We start from the raw sequence: 19578 nt of genomic DNA, 5'->3' as shown, positions 1-19578 counted from the left end.
TGTAGAGCCCCCAGAAGCAATACTGTATAAATATACAGCCTTTCTTCTGGAGGTGTTCATGGCTGCTTCCCAATCCCGCCACTCGACCAAGGGCAGGGGGACCGGGATCAATCCGGTACCTCGCTATCGAATTCAGCGGCATGAACCCGTGGACGATGGCTGGTGGCGTGGGGATGAGCCCGCGCCACAAACCTGCGTATTACCGGACCCGGCCCGCAGGGTGATCAGCTACAATCGCTCACCGGATGTGCCTTTCGATCGCAGCATCAATCCGTACCGCGGCTGCGAACACGGCTGCATATATTGTTTTGCCCGGCCCAGCCATGCCTATTTGGATCTTTCCCCCGGTCTGGATTTCGAAACCCGTCTGTTCGCCAAAATAGGCGCGGCCGATTGCCTGGAGGCGGAATTGCGGGCCCCGGGCTATCGCTGTGCACCGCTGGTGCTGGGGGCGAATACCGATTGCTACCAGCCCATTGAAAAGCAATACCGGATCACCCGGGAGCTATTGGAGCGATTGGCCGAATTTCGACACCCGGTATCCATACTGACCAAAAGCAGCTTAATCCTGCGGGACCGGGATATTCTCAGGGAGTTGGCCCGGGATAATCTGGTCAATGTGATGGTCAGTGTTACCACCCTGGATACAGACCTAAAGCGCCGGCTTGAGCCACGCACCCCAAGTGGGGAACGACGACTGGCCACGGTGACGGCTTTGCATGAGGCCGGCATCCCTACCGGGGTACTGTTGGCACCGGTCATCCCCCATATCAACGATGCCGAGATTGAAACGATCGTGGCCCGCGCCGCGGCAGCAGGCGCCCGTTCCGTTGCGTCGGTGCTACTCCGTTTACCCCATGAGCTTAGCGCACTGTTCCGGGACTGGCTCGGGACCCATTACCCCGATCGTGCCCAGCGCGTCATGAATACCCTTCAGGCCTGCCGCGGGGGCAAAGACAACGACAGTCGCTTTGGCCGGCGAATGACGGGGGAGGGACCCTACGCCCAACTCATCAGCCAGCGTCTGACCCTGGCCCGTCGTCGTCATGGACTCCTGCATCGGCGTTTTCATCGACTGAATACCGCGGCTTTTGTCTGCCCCCGGCGGCATGGCGACCAACTGAATCTGATTTGAACGACCGCGTTGATTGATTGCAATAAGCGCTGGGTGCCAGTGGCAACCCAGCGGTTTCCGACTCATCCATTAGCTCAGGGGGGAGACCCCTTGGCCGGCCAGCTCGGGGAACTCGTCATGCATGGCAAGGGGTTTGGTGTTCTTGCGTGCCCCGAGGAATTCCGGCCTGCGAACGGGGGCCGCATAGGGTTCGTCCAGCTTGTTGTCCACGCTGTTGTAAACGAAGAAGAGATTTGAGCGTGGCCAGGGTGACATATTCTCATTGGACGCGTGCAAGACATTGCATTCAAAGAGCAGCAGGGAACCCGCTGGTCCCTTGGGAGCCTGAATGCTACCTTTGCTGGCCAATTGCGCCAGTTGATCCTTATCTGGCACCCCCAACTTCTGAGCCTTGAGTGACTCCTTCCAGTTCATCTCGGGGGTCTCGCCCACACAGGGCACGAACCAGTGATGAGAGCCCGGAATCAGCATCAGCGGCCCATTGAATTCATTATTATCGGTCAGCATGATGGAGGCACTCACGGCGCGCATGCGAGGCATTCCGTCCTCGGCATGCCAGGTTTCAAAATCGGAGTGCCAGTCAAAACCGCTTCCCTGAAAGCCGAACTTGTCGTTAATTCGGGACTGGTGAATATAGACTTCACTCCCCAGGAGTTGACGAACCATACCCAGAATGCGTGGGTCGCGGGTCAGTCGATCGAAATTCTCGGAGATCTCATGCATGCCAAATACCGAACGGATTCGCCCGCTACTGGGGTCCTGAATAACCTGTTCGGACTCGGTCAATGCGTTGTCCCGCGCCATCTCGCGCAGTTCTGAAAAGAACGGCGCCATGCGCTCCTGAGAGAAGAAACCTTCGAACCAGAGGAATCCATCTCGCTCGTACCGGGACAGGGCCACCTCATCCAGGGGGCCATCCCAGCGACGATCGCTGCGCGCATGAACAACCGGGTCCATGCGTGGTATCGGCTCATGCGGCTGTTGAAGTCGGGTGGGGTAAGGGTCTCGGATAGCTTCTGCCGTCTGTGCCATGATGCAATCACCTCCGTACCTTGCGATTCATTAGGTCACTCGAATGGTCGAGGCCCAATAAAGCCCCATCGGCCCGGCAGGGCGCTGTACCTTTGGCATTGCCTAGGATGATTAGGCTAGGTGAAGTTGCCCTGCACCGTAGTGTGGTTACGGTAGAGACCATGGGGGTGGCCTCGGCCTTCTGCCATGACCATGGGGATGGGTAGGTGGTATATCAAGGGGGCAGTCACCGGCTTTCCGCCGCCTTGGTGTCGAGACAATGCGTGCGTGTCGGCCCTTTGTTATGCTGAGCGACCATTTTTTCTCATTGCCGGTCAGGGAGCAGCAATGTATTACAACCAGTCACGATCAGGGGTGTTTAAGGGGATGAACCCCCGGGTGACCACGGTCTCCATTTTAATCATGGTGCTGGCGGTGATTGCCGGTGCTTTCCACACTGACCGGCTTTCCTCCGTACTGGGGACAATGCGAGATTTTCTCACCCCCTTTCTGGAATGGTATTACGTTCTGGTAGTCGCCTTTTTGCTGTTTTATATGATCTGGCTGGGAGTGGGGCGCTACAAGAATGTCCGTCTGGGTCGGGACAACGAGCAGCCGGAGTTTGCCTTTTTCTCCTGGATCGCCATGTTGTTTGCAGCGGGCACCGGCGTCGGGATTCTTTTCTGGGCCGTGGCTCAGCCCATTATGCAGTTCCAGGGCAACCCCTTCGTTGCGGAAGGCATGAGCCCGGAGGCCGCACAGGTGGCCATGCGGCTGACCTTTTTTCACTGGGGCATGAATGGCTGGGCCATCTTCTCCTTTGTTGCCCTGGTATTGGCCTATTTCGCCTACCGTAAGGATATGCCCCTGACTATTCGCTCCGGCGTACAGCCGCTGCTGGGCAAGTATACGGATGGCCCGGTGGGGGATACGGTAGACATCTTGGCAGCCTTCGCTACGGTCTTCGGTATTGCCACCACCCTGGGGCTCGGGGTGCAGCAGATGAACGCGGGTATTGCTCAGGTCTTCGGTCTGGATGTGACACTATGGCTTCAGCTGACCGTCACCTTCGGCATCATGGCGGTGGCCACGCTTTCGGTGGTCTCGGGGGTGAAGAAGGGAGTGCGACTGCTTTCGGAACTCAACTTCTGGTTGAGTATTGCCGTGGTGGTCTTTTTGCTGCTCATGGGCCCCACACAGTATCTGGTGGCCATGACCCTGGAATCGGCAGGAGCCTATATTGGGAATCTCTTTACCATGACCTTCTACACCAATGCCACCCACGATGATGGGTGGCAGTCGGAATGGACGGTCTTCTTCTGGGGATGGTGGCTAGCCTGGTCGCCCTTCGTGGGCATGTTCATCGCCCGGGTCTCCCGGGGTCGAACCTTCCGTGAGTTCGTCATGGGAGTGCTACTGGTACCCACCATCATTACCATGATCTGGATTGGCCTGTTCGGCGGCACCGCCCTCTATCAGGAGCTATTTGGTGATGGCGGCGTGAGCGAGGCGGTGAATGAGGATGTGGCCCGGGCCCTGTTCGTCACGATTGAAGGTATGGGGCTGGGCATTGTGGGCGTGATTGTCTCTTTTGGCCTGATTGTGCTGATCGGCACCTATCTGGTGACCTCCGCCAATGCCGGAACCCTGGTGATCAATACCATACTTTCCGGCGGGGATCCGGAGCCGCCGACCTTCCATCGTATTCTCTGGGGGGGCATTCTGGCAGTGCTGACGGCCGTACTGCTGGTGGCCGGCGGCCTGGAAACCCTGCAATCGGCAGTGATTATGGCGGCCTTGCCATTCTCGGTAGTTATATTGGGGATGTCGGTGGGTCTGACCCGCTCGCTTCATCAGGAACGCTTTGCGGCAAGGATGGGTGCACGGATTGAGGCGCCCCGTGAGCCCTGGGCAGATCTGGATGATGCCGGTAATGAGCCCACCCCGGTTTCACCAGATCAACGCTACAAACAGAACTGATGGGGCATTGGCCTAATGGACAAGGGAGTGGCACAAGGTGAAGGATTTCAGTAATACCGTTGTGGATATAGCCGGGTTGCCTGACTGGTCCGAGGTGACACTCAACAGGCTGGCCCCGGCCTATCTGCCCTATTCACTGACCGTCAATCTCCTGTTTGCTGTGGTGGTGGGTCTGGCCGCGGGGGTGGGTGGCTGGCTGGTCTTTTCCTTCTGGGTGGGGGTGGTACTGTTACTGCTGGGGCTTGTTGGGCTGGGCGCGGCGCTTTGTCTGCATGCTTGGATGGAATACCGGCTCTTTGGTTGGACTGTCCGTGAACACGACCTGATCAACCGGGACGGTGTGGTCTGGCGAAAGGTTACGGTGATGCCTTTTAGTCGAATCCAGCATGTGAGCACCGGAAATGGCCCGGTGGAGCGTTGGTTCGGTTTGATGCATCTCAAGTGCTTCAGTGCCGGCGGGGCCAGTGCGGATGTTATGGTGCAAGGGCTGACACCCGATACGGCGGAAAGCCTGAGACGCTATATCCTGACCCGCCTGGAAGATGGCGATGTGGGAGAGGTGATCGAGACCTCGGTTTCCGGCAATGCGGAGCCCGAGCAGGATGAACGATAAGTTGACCGGAGAGTGGCTTGCCTTGCCCAAGCTGGCACTTCTGCCGGTGGGCCTGGAAATGTTGCGCAAGTTCATCACCCAGTTCCTGCCTGCCTTGTTTGGGATAACGGCAGGGGCCGCTATTTTCGGGAATTTCACCCGACAGGATTTTCTCCTAGCGTTGCTGGCGGTTGCCCTGTGTCTGCTGCTCTATGCCATTGCCTGGCACCGGCGATTCCGTTTTCAATTGGCCCCTGATGCCATTCGTGTTCGCCGGGGGGTCTTTCATCGTCAGGAGTTGCGTGTTGCCTGGGAACGGGTGCGCAATGTGGACCTGCGCCAGGCCTTCTACCTCCGCCCGTTCCGGCTACTTACCCTGGTGCTGGAAACTCCGGGCGGCGAGAGTGAGGAGATCAGCATTCACGCGGTTCCCAGGGAAGTAGCAGAATCCGTGCGGGCTGAAATTGCCGGTGCCCGGGTGGGGACGAGGTCCGCCCAAGCGACGTCAGCCGGCAGCGAAACGGGGGGCGAGGAAGAGGAAAGTGTCCCCTTCACCGAGCAGGCATTGCATGCCCCGGGTCCCCACCTTCTGTTTCTCCATGGCATTGTCAGCGGCCAATTCTGGTTTGTGTTTGCCGCTGCGGGGGCCTTGTATGGCTATTTGCATCGACAGATTGCCCCCTACATCGAAGCCGCCGCACATTGGCTGATGAGCCTGGGGACGGAATGGGTGGATCCAGACAGCCCCGGTATGCTGCCCTTGGCCGTGATAGTAGGCATTCTTTGCATTGCCCTGGTGCTGCTAGTGATTTCCGGGGTAATCGGCTGGTTGCGCTTCTATGGCTATCGACTCCTGGCGGCACAGGGCAGCCTGCGCAGCCGGTACGGCCTGTTCGAGACCCGAGAGCGGACCCTGCGGCATGCCAAGCTACAGGCGGTTACCGTGGCGCAAAGCTTGTTCGCCCGGTGGGCGGGTCTCTGTCATATGCATGGTCATCAGGCCAGTGCGGCGGGTGAATTCGAACAAAACCAAGGGGATGGCAAATTTCTGGTCCCCGCCTTGCGTCCCAGCCAAGTTCCAGAGGTGGTGGAAGGGCTGGTTCCGGCCTTCAGTGAGGTGTTACGTCTTCCCGATACGGTACTGTTGTCCGTGGATGAGCGTTTCCGACATTTCTGGTGGTCCCGCTTGTCATTGCTTTTCCTGCTTATCATGGGTGGGTTGGTTGCATTGGGCGCCACACAAGCCATCTGGGTCGCCGTCGTCGTCTCTTTGGCCTCGGTGCTAGTACCGATAGGGCTCCGGTATCTGCTGAAACGCCGATGGCAGCGTTGGGGCTGGGCCCTGGAACGGGATTGCCTGCATATTCGCAGCGGCCTGTTCGGCTGGTGCCGGGAAGTCTTTGAAATTCGCCGAATACAGCAGGTGCGGGTCTCGCAAAGCCCCTTCCAACGCCGGACGGGACTGGCCAATCTGGAGTGCTGGCTGGCTGATCAACCCCGTGTAATTCCCTTCATCCCCCATGATCACGCGGTGGCTTTGTCCAACCATCTTCTATACGAGCTGGAATCCGCCCCAGAGCTGCTGCTCTAGTAGAGTCCGTTCCCAATTTGTGCGAAATATCCCGGCGAGATTACTAAACGTTGGGCCAGTTAAAGGGTCGCCTAAAGCGGGCGCCCCACCGGCGTGACTATCTGGCATCTTCCGGGCAGATGCAGTAAATTGACCTGGCATCCTGGCAATGACACGCCGGTCGGCTGGAGTGCGGATGGTGAATCGGTCGCCTTTGTCTCAAACCGGGAAACCGATCATGGCCGCTCTGGCCAGCTATTTCATATTTCAGTGGCCGGCGGAGCACCGGAAAAGAAAATGGAAGCCCGATTTTTCCGGGGCCAATGGGACGAGAGTGGGGACCGGCTTGCCTATATCGACTTTGGTCCTGCCTATAACGGTCTCTACGGGGGATCAGCTGGCTGGCGCGGCTATCGCGGCGGCACAACCCCCTCCATTCGTATTCTGAATTCCGCGTCTGATTCCGTCACCAACATCGAAGGGGAGCGCGTCAACGACATCGAGCCCTTTTGGTTGGACGGGGATGTGTATTTCGTGTCCGATCGTGCTGACAAGCGCTTCAATCTCTTCCGTTTTGACAGCGATTCGGAAACCATTGAGCAGCTCACCGAGCAAGACGACTGGGATATCCGCTGGGCCAGTGGCCATGGCAGCCATATTGTCTATGAAGCCGGTGGTCGGCTGCATGAACTGGACCTGGAAAACGGGGAAGTTAGCATGCTCTCCGTCCACATCAAGCCGGATCTGCCCCAACGCCGGGTCGAATGGAAGGATGCCAGCAATAATATCCAGCATGCCCGTATTTCACCCCAGGCCAAGCGGCTGATTGTGACCGCCCGCGGTGAGGTGTTTACCGTGCCGGTGGATGAGGGATCGACTCGTAATCTCAGCAATACCGGTGGTATTCGGGAATACACCGCCACCTGGTCCCCGGATGGGGCCCAGGTGGCTTGGCTTGAGGAATCCCTGGAAGGGCAGACCCTGGTGATTAGCGATCAGACGGGGCGGGGCGAGCAGGAACGCTTCGAGCTTGGTCCAGAGTTCTATACCCTGCGGGCCTGGGATGCAGAGAACAGCCGAATCATCTACACCGATAACCGCCAGGGACTGCATTACATCGACCTTGATCGTGGCCAGACCACTCAGGTGGATACCGGAACCCGGGAGGGCGGCATTGATCTGGCGCTTTCTCCGGACGGGACTTGGCTGGCCTACACTAAGCGACAAGCCAATTATTATCGCGATTTGAAGGTCTATAGCTTCGAGCGCAATGAAGCCTATCCACTGAGTGATGGCATGGCAGACGTGGCCTCGCCCGTATTCAGCCGAGATGGCAAACACCTGTATTTTGCTGCCTCCACCAATTCCGGCCCCCTGCAGTTCGGTCTGGATATGAGCAGTCAGGAAAGGCCTTACCGGGCTGGCCTCTATGCCATCGTGTTGCAGGACGATCATGCCTCACCATTGCTGCCCGGCACTGGAGACGAGACGGTCAATAAAGGCGAGGAAGAGGAAGAGGAGGTGGAAACCCGGATTGATTTCCAGGGCCTGCTGGAGCGGACCGTTGCCCTGGGTGTTGCCGAAGGCAACTATGGCGACCTCCAGGTGGCCAAGGATGGCAGTCTTTTCTATATGCACCGGATTCAACCCGGCGTTACCCGGGAACCGCCTGGCGCCACAGCCTTGACCGAAAACCGCCTCAAGCGCTTTGATTTCGAAGAACGCCAGGAAACCTCCATGATCAGTGGCCTTACCGGTTTCGATATCAGTGCGGCCGGCAGCCATCTCTTGCTCCAGATGGTCAATGGCAGCCTGGCAGTAGCCGAGATCAATCGGGAGATTGAGCCAGAGACGGTCAATCTGAGTGATTTGCGCCTGGAAGTCGATCCCATGAAGGAATGGACCCAAATCTTCGACGAGGCCTGGCGCATGCAGCGGGATTTCTTCTATGCCGAGAATCTGCATGGTGTGGACTGGGATGCGGTTTATGAGCAATACCGGCCGCTTCTGGAGCATGTTGGCCGACGTGAGGATCTCAATGATCTGATGATCGAGATGATTGCCGAGCTTCACGCCGGACATAATCGCTTGGGCGGCGGTGATATCCACCGGGTATCCAGTCCCGAGACCGGACTGTTGGGCGCCAATCTGTCCGTTTCCAATGGTCGCTACCGGATTGATCGCATTTATACCGGCGAGAATTGGAATCCCTTCCTGCGGGGCCCCCTGGCGGTACCGGGTCACAAAGCGGAGGAGGGGGAGTACATCATCGCCATTAACGGTCGGGAGCTGAATGCCGACGAGAATATCTTCCAGCGATTGAAGAACACCGTGGATGAACAGGTCACGCTTCGGGTGGGGCCCAATGCTAACGGACGCAATGCCCGTGAGATCACCGTTGAGCCGGTTTCATCCGAGAATCGTCTGCGACTCTGGGCCTGGGTGGAATCCAATCGTAAAGCGGTTGAGGAGGCCACCGATGGTCGGGTGGGATATATCTACCTGCCGAATACCGCCGATGATGGCTATGCTTTCTTCAATCGCATGTTCTATGCTCAGCTGGACAAGGAGGCCCTGATTATCGATGAGCGGGCCAATGGGGGCGGGCAGGCAGCCAACTACATCACCGAAGTACTGAGCCGCCGTCACCTTGCCAACTGGGCCTACCGGGAAGGGAAGATGTCCAGCACCCCCTTTGGGGCCCTGCATGGACCAAAATTGATGATGATCGACCAGGATGCCGGTTCGGGCGGGGATTTCATGCCCTATGCGTTTCGCGAGCTGGATATCGGCAAACTGCTAGGGACCCGCACCTGGGGCGGGCTGATCGGAATTTCCCGCAATCCGTCGCTTATGGATGGCGGTTTCATGACCGTGCCCCATTTCCGCTTCATCGATACCGATAACAACTGGTCTATCGAAAATGAAGGTGTGGCGCCGGATATCCACGTGGAACTCGATCCCATCGCCACCAACCAGGGCCGGGACAGCCAGCTGGAAGAGGCGATTGATACCATCCTTGAGCAACTGGAAACGTACGAGGATGATATTCCGCGGGAGCAACCGCCATTGCCTACCCAGCCCGGGCGTTGATGAACCGAGTACCCGCCGGCGGAATGTGACAGCTTTTCGCCGGCGGCCCCGAAGGACTGCTTCGCCAATAATTCAGTCCGGTGTGGGGATTTCTTCGGCCCAACTCCCCCCCAATGCGCGATAGAGGTTGGCTTCAGCCACGAGACGGTCCCGTTCGGCCTCGGTAAGGGCAATCTGAGCGTCAAATAATGCCCGCCGAGCATCCAGGACTTCCAGGTACTCCGTATAGCCACCAACATATCGGGTTACCGCCAGGTCCGTCACTTCCAGACGGGCATCCACTTCCCGCTCCCTGACCCGACGTTGCTCTTCCGCGGTGGTCATCAGTGTCCAGGCATCCGCCACCTCCTGAAAAGCCTCCAGAATGGTGGAACGATATTGAATTTCGGCCAACTCCTTACGCGCCTCGGCCGTTTCCACATCGGCGGCACGCCGTCCAAAGTCCAGTATGGGAGCGGTAATTTCTCCCGTCAGAGATTCCAATTGGGCTGCACTTGTGAACAAGCTGCTGCCGGAGCTGGCAGCGGTGCCGAGTGCGGCCACTAGATTAATGCGAGGAAACCAATTGGCCCGAGCCACACCAATGTCGGCGTTTGTGGCAATCAGAGCATATTCGGCCGCTTGAATATCAGGACGATATTCCAGCAGGCGGGCCGGGATATAGGCTGGGAGCTGTGCTAGGTCGCCATTCAAGTCCGGCAGCCCCTGGTTATCGTCCATGGCTTCTAGGCCGGACATGACTTCATCATCCCGACCCACCAGAATCGCCAATGCACGGCTTAACTGCCGTGCCTCGGCCAATCGACCCGGCAATTCAGCACGGCTGGTTTCCAGTTCTGCTTCGGCTTGCCGCAATGCCAGCTGAGTAGCCGCACCGGCGCGGCGGCGAATCTGTTCCAGCTCCAACGCTTCTTCACGAGTCTGGATGGTGTCTCTGGTGATACGAATCTGGTCCTGAGCGGCCCGCAACTGAAAGTAATGGCTGATCACATCACTGATAATGGTCAAGCGGATGGCATCACGGGTATAGGCTGTCGAGAGCAACTGTGCCCGGGCTGATTCGCTGGCCTGTGCAAGGCGCCCCCACAAGTCCACTTCGTAACTCAGGGCGGCGGCAATTTCCAAATCGGTTTCCCAATCGCCCGATTCACCCGGGTTTTCCCGCTCCAACTCAGCTTCCAGGTCCAGACGAGGCAAACGTTCAGCCCGGCCCATTCCCAGGACGGCACGAGCTTCCGCTACCCGTGCGGCGGCCATTTCCAGGTCTGGATTTTCTTCCAAGGCGTGTTCTACAAGTTCATTTAGCTGGGGATCGTCGAATCGAGTCCACCAGTCAGTTAATACGTCGGGCCCTTGCTCCCGGTCCAGTTCGGATTCGTCGGTTGGCCATTCCTCCGGTAGCAGCAGATCGGGACGCTGATATTCCGGGCTCAGACTGCAAGCACCAAGCAAGACCAGCAAGGCAAGGACAAATATGTGACGGTGAGCCCGGCCCATTTCAGACTGCCTCCGAGGTTGTGGTCTTGCCGCTCAGTTTGTCCACGCCACTCATGATTAGGTAATAAAACATGGGAACGAAAAGTACGGCCAGGAAAGTCGCGCTCAGCATGCCGCCGATGATGCCCACGCCGATGGAATGCTGGCTGTTAGCCCCCGCTCCTGTGGCCAATGCCAGAGGTAGGCTGCCGAGTATCAGCGATATTGCGGTCATGATAATTGGACGGAACCTCAATCGAGCTGCTTCCAGAGCTGCTTCCCGGTAGCCCATGCCCGTCTTCTGCTGTTGCAGTGCGAATTCCACAATCAGAATGGCATTCTTGGCAGCCAACGACACTAGGACCAATAGACCAATTTGGAAGTAGATGTTATTTTCCAATCCAGTGAGCCAGATGGCTACAAGGGCACCAAACACGGCAAAAGGGACAACTGTCATCACGGCGAAGGGCAGGGTCCAGCGCTCATACTGGGCAGCCAGAATGAGCAAGACCATCACCACGCCCAGGACGAAAGCCAGGGTGGCAGCGCCGGACATTTCTCGTTCCTGATAGGCCGCACCGGTCCAACTCAAGAGATAGGCGTCGGATAACTCATCATCGGCAACCGCTTCCAGGGCTGCAATGGCCTGGGCTGAACTATAGCCCTCGGCAGGGTCGCCCATGATGCGAGCAGCGGGAAAGACATTAAAACGCTCTACCAAATCTGCCCCTTGTGATGCCTCAATGCTAACCAGCGTTGAAATCGGAACCAAGTTGCCGCTACGGGAACGCACATAAATTCGATCCAGATCTTCTGGACGTTGACGATATTCCGCTTCGGCCTGCATATGAACCCGCATGGCCCGGCCGCCCATATTGAAATCATTGATGTAGACCTGACCGAAGGTGCTGCGCATCACATCGAAGATATCACTGAGAGGAACGTCTAAGGCCCAAGCTAACTCTCTGTCAACATCCGCTTCATAACGGGGGACTTCCGTGGATAGGGTAGTGCGGACATTACTGAGTTCTGGCCTCTCATTGGCGGCTTCAATTACGTCTTCCGTTACCGCAAGTAAAGTACTTACATCATCACCTTGCCGACTTTGCAAATAGGCAGTAAAGCCGCCGGTTGTCGAAATTCCACTGATGGGCGGCGGGTTGAAAGCGGAAATGGATGCCTCGGTGACATCAAGCCCATCCTCTTGGAGGCGCCGCATAACAGCATCGCTACTTTGACCTCGGCCAGATCTCTCGTCCCAATGACTTAGCGTGACATAGGCTGTACCTGAGTAGCTTTGCGATCCACCGGCATCCAGACTACGGCCTGAGAAAGCCACTGCATTCTCGACTTCGGGATAAGCTTGGATAATGGATGACAGCTTGGCCATGCTTTCCTGGGTACGGCTTAGGGAAGAAGCCGGAGGCAATTCTGCTGATGCGTAGAGATAGCCTTGATCTTCCTCGGGAACCAGTCCGCCCGGTGCGATTCGGAAGAGGACGATGATGGCGACAATCATGAGTAGAAAGATGGCCAAGCCCTGAAGCCAGTGATTCAGAAAGTAGTTCACACCACCTACATAGGCATGGGTCAACCGCTCAAAACTGGTATTAAACCACTGAAAAGGTCGAGCCGGTTCTTTCGGCTGAGCGTCGAGCAGGCGTGCACAAAGGGCTGGACTGAGAGTTAAGGCTACTACCCCCGAAATGGCCATGGAAACAGAAATGGTGATGGCAAACTGCTGATACATCTGGCCACTGAATCCGCCAATGAAGGCCACTGGAAGGAAAACAGCGATGGTAACCAGGGTCATGGCGAGAATAGGTCCGGCCACTTCATCCAGGGTATCCAGAACTGCATCCCTCGGCGAACAGGCTTTCTCCCGCATGATTCGGGCAGTGTTTTCCAGCACGATAATCGCATTGTCCACCACGATCCCAATTGCGAGCACCAGTCCGAATAACGTGAGCATGTTGAGGGAGAATCCCAGAAGATACATGCCCACCAAAGTGCCAATCAGGGAAATAGGAACAGCTATGATGGGAATAAATGTGGCCCGCAATTTCTGAAGGAAGAGGTAAACCACCAAGACCACCAGAATGACAGCGATCAATAATGTGGTGAACACCCGGTTCAGTGATGCTTCGATGAAGACCGTTGTATCGAAGGGGATATCGTATTCGAGTCCCTCGGGGAATTGGTGTGAAATATCATCCAAACGCTGGGCAATACCGGTGGCGGTTTCCACCGCATTGGCGCCTGGCTGGAGGTAAATCCCCACGGGCACGGTCTCCTGCCCATTCTGCTCGGCCCGGAAATGATAGTTCTGTGCACCCAATTCAACGCGGCCAACATCGCCGAGTCGTAAGGCGGAACCATCGGGTTGACTCCGCAAGATGATTCGTTCGAACTCTGCTGGTTCCGACAAACGATCCGGCGTAATCACCGAATAGGTGAAGTCAATGGATGGATCGGCAGGTTCACTGCCAAAGGCCCCAGCAGCATATTGAGCATTCTGTTCTTCCACTGCGGCCGCGATATCCGAGGGCAGGATGTCATATTCAGCCATGGCATCCGGTTCCAGCCAGATACGCATGGAATAGATTCGGGCGCCAAAAAAGGTTTGGTCGCCAACACCAGGGGAGCGGCGAATCTCTGTGTAAACGTTGCGCCAGACATAATCACTGATGAATTCCGGGTCCAGGCTGCCATCCGGGGAGCTGAATGTGATCATTTGCAGCATGGAGGGAGAGCGCTTTTCGATGCCCAGACCTTGATCCCGGACTGCATCTGGAAGCCGGCCCATGGCGCTATCCACCTCATTGCTGACATTGATTGCCGCCAAGTCTGGGTCCGTACCCACTTCGAAAGTAATCACCAGATCCATTGAGCCGTCATCGGTAGACTGAGACTGCATGTAGACCATGCCGTCCACACCGTCGACTGCCGCTTCGATAGGTGCCGCCACTGTATCGGCAATGGTTTCTGCATTCGCCCCCGGGTAGCTGGCGGAGACAGTGACCTGGGGTGGCAGGATATCGGGATACTGTTGGACAGGTAGTTCACGCAGAGCTGCTAACCCGGCAATGACAATGATGATGGAGATAACTGAGGCAAAGACTGGCCGGTCTACGAAAAACCTCAACATCAGTCTTCACCTTCCGAGTTATTTTCGTCAGTGGACTTTTGCTCGCGATCGTCGCCTTCTTGTTCAGGTTCAGTGCTTTCTTCAGTTTCCTCGGGTTCGGGATCCACCTTCTGCCCCTCGGACAAAGACCCCAGTCCATCGACCACAACCCGGTCTCCTTCCACTAGACCATCCACAATAACCACCTGATCTTCCAGTTCTGCTCCCAGCCGGACACTTCTTTGAAGGGCTCGATCTTCGTCATCAAGAACATAGATCATGGGCCCGTGGCGCCCCCGGACAACTGCCCGTTGTGGCACACGAATAACCCGTTCCAAGAGTAACTGGGACAAGGTGAGGCGGACGAACTGGCCGGGAATGATTTCGCCATCCGGATTGGGGAAGACGGCACGCATGTTCACCGTACCCGTCTGTTCGTCTACTCGACTACCGACAAAATCTACCCGGCCCGGCATACCATATTGGTGTCCGTCAGGGAGGGTCATGAATACATCAACGGTAGCATTACGGATCTGGCTGCCAAATGCACGGATATGGTCTTCGGGTATGGAAAAGGGGACCTGAATAGGATCCATCTGGACTACTGTGGTCAGGAGATCACCGGCCTGAATGAGATTACCTTCAGAACGTTCTTCCATTCCCGCAATGCCTTCAATAGGGGTTCGCACCTGGCTGTAGTTCAGATCAATTTGCCGCGCTTCAAGGGCGGCCTCAGTCAGGGCAACATTGGCCTGGGCAGTTTCCAGCTGAGATAGGGTCTCATTTCGTTCCCGTTCCGTGATGGCATCTTCCTCATAAAGCCCTGAGACCAGCTGCCACTCCCGCTCTGCTTGGCGCTCGGCAGCCCGCGCCCGCTCAAGTTCAGCAGATGCCTGCTGGACCTCGACCGAGTAACGATTGGGATCAATGTGAAAGAGAACATCATCCCGCTCTACCAGGTCGCCCTCGCTATAGGTTCGTTGCTGAAGCACGCCCGAGACTTGAGCCCGCACTTCAACCCATCGCATTCCCTCTGTTCGACCAGGATAAGTTCGATTGATGACAGGGGTGCGGTATTCTATTTCGCGAACAGGCAGTTCAAACACACGTTCTTCATTTTCTACGCTCTCTTCGTCAGATTCAGAGGCGCAGGCCGATAGGAATACAAGGCTGATGGCTGCTATCAGCAGCAGGAGGTAGTGTGGATTCAATAATATCCTGAATTGGCGGGGCATGTTGGAAGAAGTCCTGATTGGCATACACGGCTTGGGAAATCGGGCATATATTTTTCGAGTTTACCAGACAATGTCGCTCTAATCCCCCCCAGACAGCGAGTTGGCAGACTGCGGCAGCCGTCTGATATCCAAGACCGGCCCGCCTTGCGGTATCCTATCGCGAGTCATCCAATCACGGAGTCCGATACTATGTTCGTCCAGTCCAGTAACCAGAAGTGCCCAATTATTCCCTTGGACAAATCCGGATTGAACACCTGGCTGGATCAGGCCAGTGAAGCCGATGCCCAATGGGTGCGATTGTCCGGCTTCGAGGGTGAATCCGGTAGCCATGTGCTGGTGCCAAGCACCAAAGGACGCCCGGCAGCTGTACTACTTGGGGTGGATGAGGTTTCCGGAATATGGGCCCTGGCAGACCTACCGAACTCGCTGCCGGAAGGCGATTACTATCTGGACGCCAACTGGAACCGCGATCGCCGGATGCGGGCCTCGCTAGGCTGGGGCTTGGCTTGCCACCGCTTTGATCGGTACAAGCAGCAGCAGTATCCCAGAGCGCGGCTAGTACTTGATGGGGGGCTGAAGCAGGAAGTGGAGGTCCTGCTTCAGGCCGCCACTCAGGTCCGGGATCTGGTCAATACGCCGGCCATCGACCTGGGCCCGGCCGAGCTTGCCAATACACTGGGGGAGCTCGCCGAGGAATTTTCGGCCGATTTCCGGGAGTATGAAGGCGAGGAGCTGGAGCGGGAATTCCCGGCGGTTCATGTGGTGGGCCAAGCCGCTTCCCGTGGGCCCAGGCTGGCGCGGCTTGAGTGGGGGAATCCTGAGCACCCTCCATTGGCGTTGGTCGGAAAGGGCGTGATTTTTGACTCCGGCGGTCTCAACATCAAACCCGGTGCCGGCATGGTGCTGATGAAGAAAGACATGGGCGGGGCCGCCCATGTGATTGGTCTGGCCCGGATTATCATGGCGCTGGGCCTTCCGGTGAACCTTCGGGTCTATATTCCGGCGGTTGAGAACGCCATCGCAGGCAATGCCTACCGTCCGTCCGATATCATCTCTACCCGCAAGGGGACCACCGTGGAGATCGGCAATACTGATGCGGAAGGGCGGGTCATTCTCTCCGATGCCCTGACATTGGCCTGCGAGGAAGGGGCCGAGCGGGTGATTGATTTTGCCACCCTGACCGGGGCCGCACGCATCGCCCTGGGGGAAGACCTGCCGCCGGTGTATGCCCGGGATCAAGCCCAGGCCCGGTCGCTGCAAGATATTGCCTTTGAACAGGAAGACCCGCTCTGGCACATGCCTCTGTACAAACCCTACAAGCGCCAGATCCAGCCGGCGCTGGCTGATCTATCCAATACCGGCACCACCCCCCAGGGTGGTAGCCTTACTGCTGCCCTGTTCCTGGATGATTTCGTGGACGAAAAGGTGGACTGGTATCACCTGGACATCTACGCCTGGAACCTCGGGGATCGCCCCGGACGGCCGGCCGGTGGGGAGGCCCAGGGCTTGCGGGCCGTTTGGACTTGGCTCAAGCAACAGTACAATCATCCCGGCTGACAGATCGGGACAATCGGTGCAAATATGACAGGGAGATGACAGTGGGATGACAGGGTCGTGACCATTGTTACTCTGCTGTCATAAAAGGCTTGCGATTCCCCGCGGGCTTGGGTACGGTTCCCGCCGTACTCGGCTACGGTCGTGGGGCTTGCCCCGCGGGGGATCGGGCCGAATCGATTCCAGTTCAGTTCCCCTAAGGAAAAACGCGGTCAAAAGCCGCTCTGGTGTTGATCTATGGCCCAATCCCAACCGCCTGCTCTGAGTCGGAGCATGGACCGCCAAGAAGTGCCTGCCTGGCTTCGCGGACTCTACGCGGCTTTCTGTCTCTACTTCTTCCTTTCGGCGCTGAACATCATGGGGGCCGGCCTGGGCACCTTCGGCGGCGAGAGCGACTGGCTCGTCCGTGCCTTCGCCTATGGCGAGAACCCCTTCATCGCACTGATGGGGGCGGTGCTGGTTACCGCCATTGTCCAAAGCTCTTCCTTTACCACGGCCTTAATCGTCACCCTGGTGGCCACCGGAGAGATGACCCTGGGTACGGCGGTATTCGCCATCATGGGGGCGAATATCGGCACCTCGGTGACAGCGGTAGTGGTAGCGCTGGCCAATTTGCGCATCCGGCGCAATTTCCGCCGCTCTTTCACGGCCGCCCTGATTCACGATTTGTTCAACCTTTTGACGGTGGCCGTGCTTTTCCCGTTGGAATGGATCAGCGGACTATTCCATGACAGCGGCCGGGGTTTTATAACTCGGATTGCCAATACCATGGCTGACTGGATCGGCATGGAGCCCGTGGCCAACCCCAACAGTCCCGTGAAAGTGATCACCCGGCCAATGGTTGATCTGGCCGAATGGCTGGGTGGCTTCTTGATGCCCAGCACCCTGACCCAGGGCCTGCTTGTGGCCGGCCTGGGGCTGTTGCTGATGTTTGTTGCCCTGGTTTTCATGGTTAAGAACCTTCGCGGGGCCTTGCTGCGGCACATGGATGGGCTTTTCCGGACCTATTTCTTTCGTACCGATATTCGGGCCTACGGCATCGGTGCCTTCTCCACGGTGATGGTTCAGTCCAGTACCATTACCACCAGCCTCATGGTGCCCCTGGCCGGTGCGGGCGTTGTCCCCATGAAACGGCTGCTGCCCTTCATGATGGGAAGCAATCTGGGGACTACCGTTACTAGTGTTTTGGCCGCCACGGCAAATCCGGTAAATGCCGCGGTGACCGTGGCACTGGTTCACGTGCTGTTCAATCTGTTCGGGACCGCCTTGTGGTATCCCTTGCGGATCGTACCCATGAGAATCGCCAATTGGTACGGGAAGCTGGCATCCAAATCCCCACGGTATGCCTTCTTCTTCCTGTTCTTGGTATTCTTGCTTGTACCGCTGGTGGGCATTGCCGTCACCGAGCTGTTTTTTGTCCACCGTTAAGTCATTTGGCCGGCAAGGCCAAATACGGAGAGTGCGATGTTTCGTGAGATTCTGAGTGCCCTGCAGTCCGAGACCACCATCGACAATGCCTTTTCGGAATTGGGTGAGATGCTGGACCACGGGGAATGGATGTTCCTCCGGGCCAATGAGGTATTGCACAGTAAGGTTCCGGCCCAGGCGGTAAGTGAAAGCATTTATGAGCGGGACCGGGCCATCAATGAGCTGGAGCGTTCCATCCGGCGGAAGGTGCTTCGCTATTTGACGGTCAACCCGGGCTATGATGTGGCGGTGTGCCTGGCCCTGATGAGCGTGGCAAAAGATGCTGAGCGGATTGGGGACTACTGCAAGAATGTCTTTGAAGTAGGGCAGTTCTACACCGAAGGTTTTCACGACGCTCGTTTCCAGGAACCGCTGGATGAGGTTGCCAACGAGACTCGGGACATTTTCGAGCTGGTATCCGAGGCATGCCGGGACTCCAATGAGGAGCCGGCGCAAAGGGCGATCAAGCAAGCCAAGTCCATTCGGGGACGCTGTGATCAGATCATCATGGACCTCTTCAAGGATGAGGGACAGATACAGGTCCACGAAGCAGTGGCCTATTCCTTACTGGCTCGTCACTACAAGCGCGTGGTAGCCCATCTCTCCAATGTTGCCACCGCATTGCAGGGGCAGGTGGATGACCTGGATTTCTTCCGGGACGAAAAAAAGAACAACCATTGAACTTTGGCCGGAAAGTTCGGTTTGACTAAAGGAAAGGCCGGGACGGGAAATAACCTCGTACCCGGCCTTTCTTAAACCCGGCGTGATCGGGTTGTTAGATCATAAGCCTTCCAGCTCCGAGACTTCGTCACCGGAGAAGTGGACAATCTGGCGAGCGAAGCGATTACGCCAGTATGTCCAACGATCCTCATCTAGAGTCGGCGTCTCATGAGCCGGCGGATAGCCACGGGCCTTGAGAACCGCGTCACGGCTCATGCCTTCCCGAACTTCACCATTTTCGATGGCTTCCCGGGTGCTGGCATCAAAGCCGCTGAGATCGGCCGGACTATCCCCAAAATAACGGTCATAAAGGCCGCTTATATCCAATTCCGTGTAACCCGGCACATTCTCCAGATGAATGTCCTGGTTCATGGACGGAACGTGAATTACGATGACATCCGCACTGGTGTCACGGATCTCCACCTCCGTGTTAATGGGAACCCGGGTCGAGACCTGGTAGTTGGTGGCGATGCTTCGGTTACCATCGAACCAGAGGTTAACCTGGGTATAAGCCCGGTTACCCTCGACATGTTCAATGGGACTGGGCCCGCCACAGGCGGCAAGCACTCCCACAACAAGCAACCCGGCAGCAATTCTCTTAAGGTTTGCAAAATTCAT

At 57.1% G+C, this 19578-nt stretch carries 13 protein-coding genes; 8 read left to right on the top strand and 5 right to left on the bottom strand.

The window, feature by feature from the left end:
• Positions 1–58: 58 nt before the first annotated feature.
• Positions 59–1135 (top strand): PA0069 family radical SAM protein, encoded by a 1077-nt coding sequence (locus tag J2T60_RS04385; protein WP_253445934.1) that lies wholly within the window; start codon positions 59–61, stop codon positions 1133–1135.
• Between the two features lie 69 nt (positions 1136–1204).
• Here J2T60_RS04385 and thpD read toward each other — a convergent pair whose 3' ends face one another.
• The gene (thpD, locus tag J2T60_RS04380; RefSeq protein WP_253445931.1) at positions 1205–2167 is read right to left on the bottom strand and encodes an ectoine hydroxylase; all 963 of its coding nucleotides are present in this window, start codon (positions 2165–2167) and stop codon (positions 1205–1207) included.
• A gap of 327 nt (positions 2168–2494) precedes the next feature.
• Here thpD and J2T60_RS04375 point away from each other — a divergent pair, with 327 nt between their 5' ends.
• From J2T60_RS04375 to J2T60_RS04360, 4 genes are all read left to right on the top strand, one after another.
• The gene (locus J2T60_RS04375) at positions 2495–4126 is read left to right on the top strand and encodes a BCCT family transporter (RefSeq protein WP_253445929.1); all 1632 of its coding nucleotides are present in this window, start codon (positions 2495–2497) and stop codon (positions 4124–4126) included.
• A gap of 37 nt (positions 4127–4163) precedes the next feature.
• Positions 4164–4739, top strand: a complete 576-nt coding sequence (locus tag J2T60_RS13390) for a PH domain-containing protein (protein ID WP_253445926.1) — start codon at positions 4164–4166, stop codon at positions 4737–4739.
• Positions 4729–6309, top strand: a complete 1581-nt coding sequence (locus J2T60_RS04365; protein WP_253445923.1) for a PH domain-containing protein — start codon at positions 4729–4731, stop codon at positions 6307–6309. Before J2T60_RS13390 ends, J2T60_RS04365 begins: the two co-directional genes overlap by 11 nt.
• Positions 6310–6402: 93 nt before the next feature.
• A complete protein-coding gene (locus J2T60_RS04360) occupies positions 6403–9381 on the top strand; it encodes a S41 family peptidase (protein WP_510184472.1) in 2979 nt (992 codons plus the stop codon).
• Between the two features lie 72 nt (positions 9382–9453).
• On the opposite strand, the gene J2T60_RS04355 is transcribed toward J2T60_RS04360, so the two are convergent.
• From J2T60_RS04355 to J2T60_RS04345, 3 genes are read right to left on the bottom strand one after another with little or no spacing between them, the layout of a single operon-like run.
• Positions 9454–10878: an efflux transporter outer membrane subunit gene (locus J2T60_RS04355; RefSeq protein ID WP_253445917.1), complete on the bottom strand. Its 1425-nt coding sequence runs from the start codon at positions 10876–10878 to the stop codon at positions 9454–9456.
• 1 nt (position 10879) lies between these two features.
• Complete coding sequence (locus J2T60_RS04350; RefSeq protein ID WP_253445914.1) at positions 10880–14005, bottom strand: efflux RND transporter permease subunit; 3126 nt, start codon at positions 14003–14005, stop codon at positions 10880–10882.
• Positions 14005–15219: an efflux RND transporter periplasmic adaptor subunit gene (locus J2T60_RS04345; protein ID WP_253445911.1), complete on the bottom strand. Its 1215-nt coding sequence runs from the start codon at positions 15217–15219 to the stop codon at positions 14005–14007. Before J2T60_RS04345 ends, J2T60_RS04350 begins: the two co-directional genes overlap by 1 nt.
• Positions 15220–15408: 189 nt before the next feature.
• On the opposite strand from J2T60_RS04345, the gene J2T60_RS04340 reads away from it, so the two are divergent.
• The 3 genes from J2T60_RS04340 to J2T60_RS04330 all read left to right on the top strand — a co-directional run bounded on the left by J2T60_RS04340 (position 15409) and on the right by J2T60_RS04330 (position 18921).
• Positions 15409–16776, top strand: a complete 1368-nt coding sequence (locus J2T60_RS04340; RefSeq protein WP_366518276.1) for a leucyl aminopeptidase family protein — start codon at positions 15409–15411, stop codon at positions 16774–16776.
• Between the two features lie 270 nt (positions 16777–17046).
• The gene (locus J2T60_RS04335; RefSeq protein WP_253445905.1) at positions 17047–18201 is read left to right on the top strand and encodes a Na/Pi symporter; all 1155 of its coding nucleotides are present in this window, start codon (positions 17047–17049) and stop codon (positions 18199–18201) included.
• A 36-nt stretch (positions 18202–18237) separates the two neighbouring features.
• Positions 18238–18921, top strand: a complete 684-nt coding sequence (locus J2T60_RS04330) for a phosphate signaling complex PhoU family protein (protein ID WP_253445902.1) — start codon at positions 18238–18240, stop codon at positions 18919–18921.
• Positions 18922–19020: 99 nt separating this feature from the next.
• Here J2T60_RS04330 and J2T60_RS04325 read toward each other — a convergent pair whose 3' ends face one another.
• The gene (locus J2T60_RS04325) at positions 19021–19578 is read right to left on the bottom strand and encodes a hypothetical protein (RefSeq protein WP_253445900.1); all 558 of its coding nucleotides are present in this window, start codon (positions 19576–19578) and stop codon (positions 19021–19023) included.

The sequence above is a fragment of the Natronospira proteinivora genome, assembly GCF_024170465.1.
Taxonomy (GTDB): Bacteria; Pseudomonadota; Gammaproteobacteria; order Natronospirales; family Natronospiraceae; genus Natronospira; species Natronospira proteinivora.
Note: the sequence above shows the minus strand (reverse complement) of the source record. Positions and strands in the feature narration are given on the sequence as shown.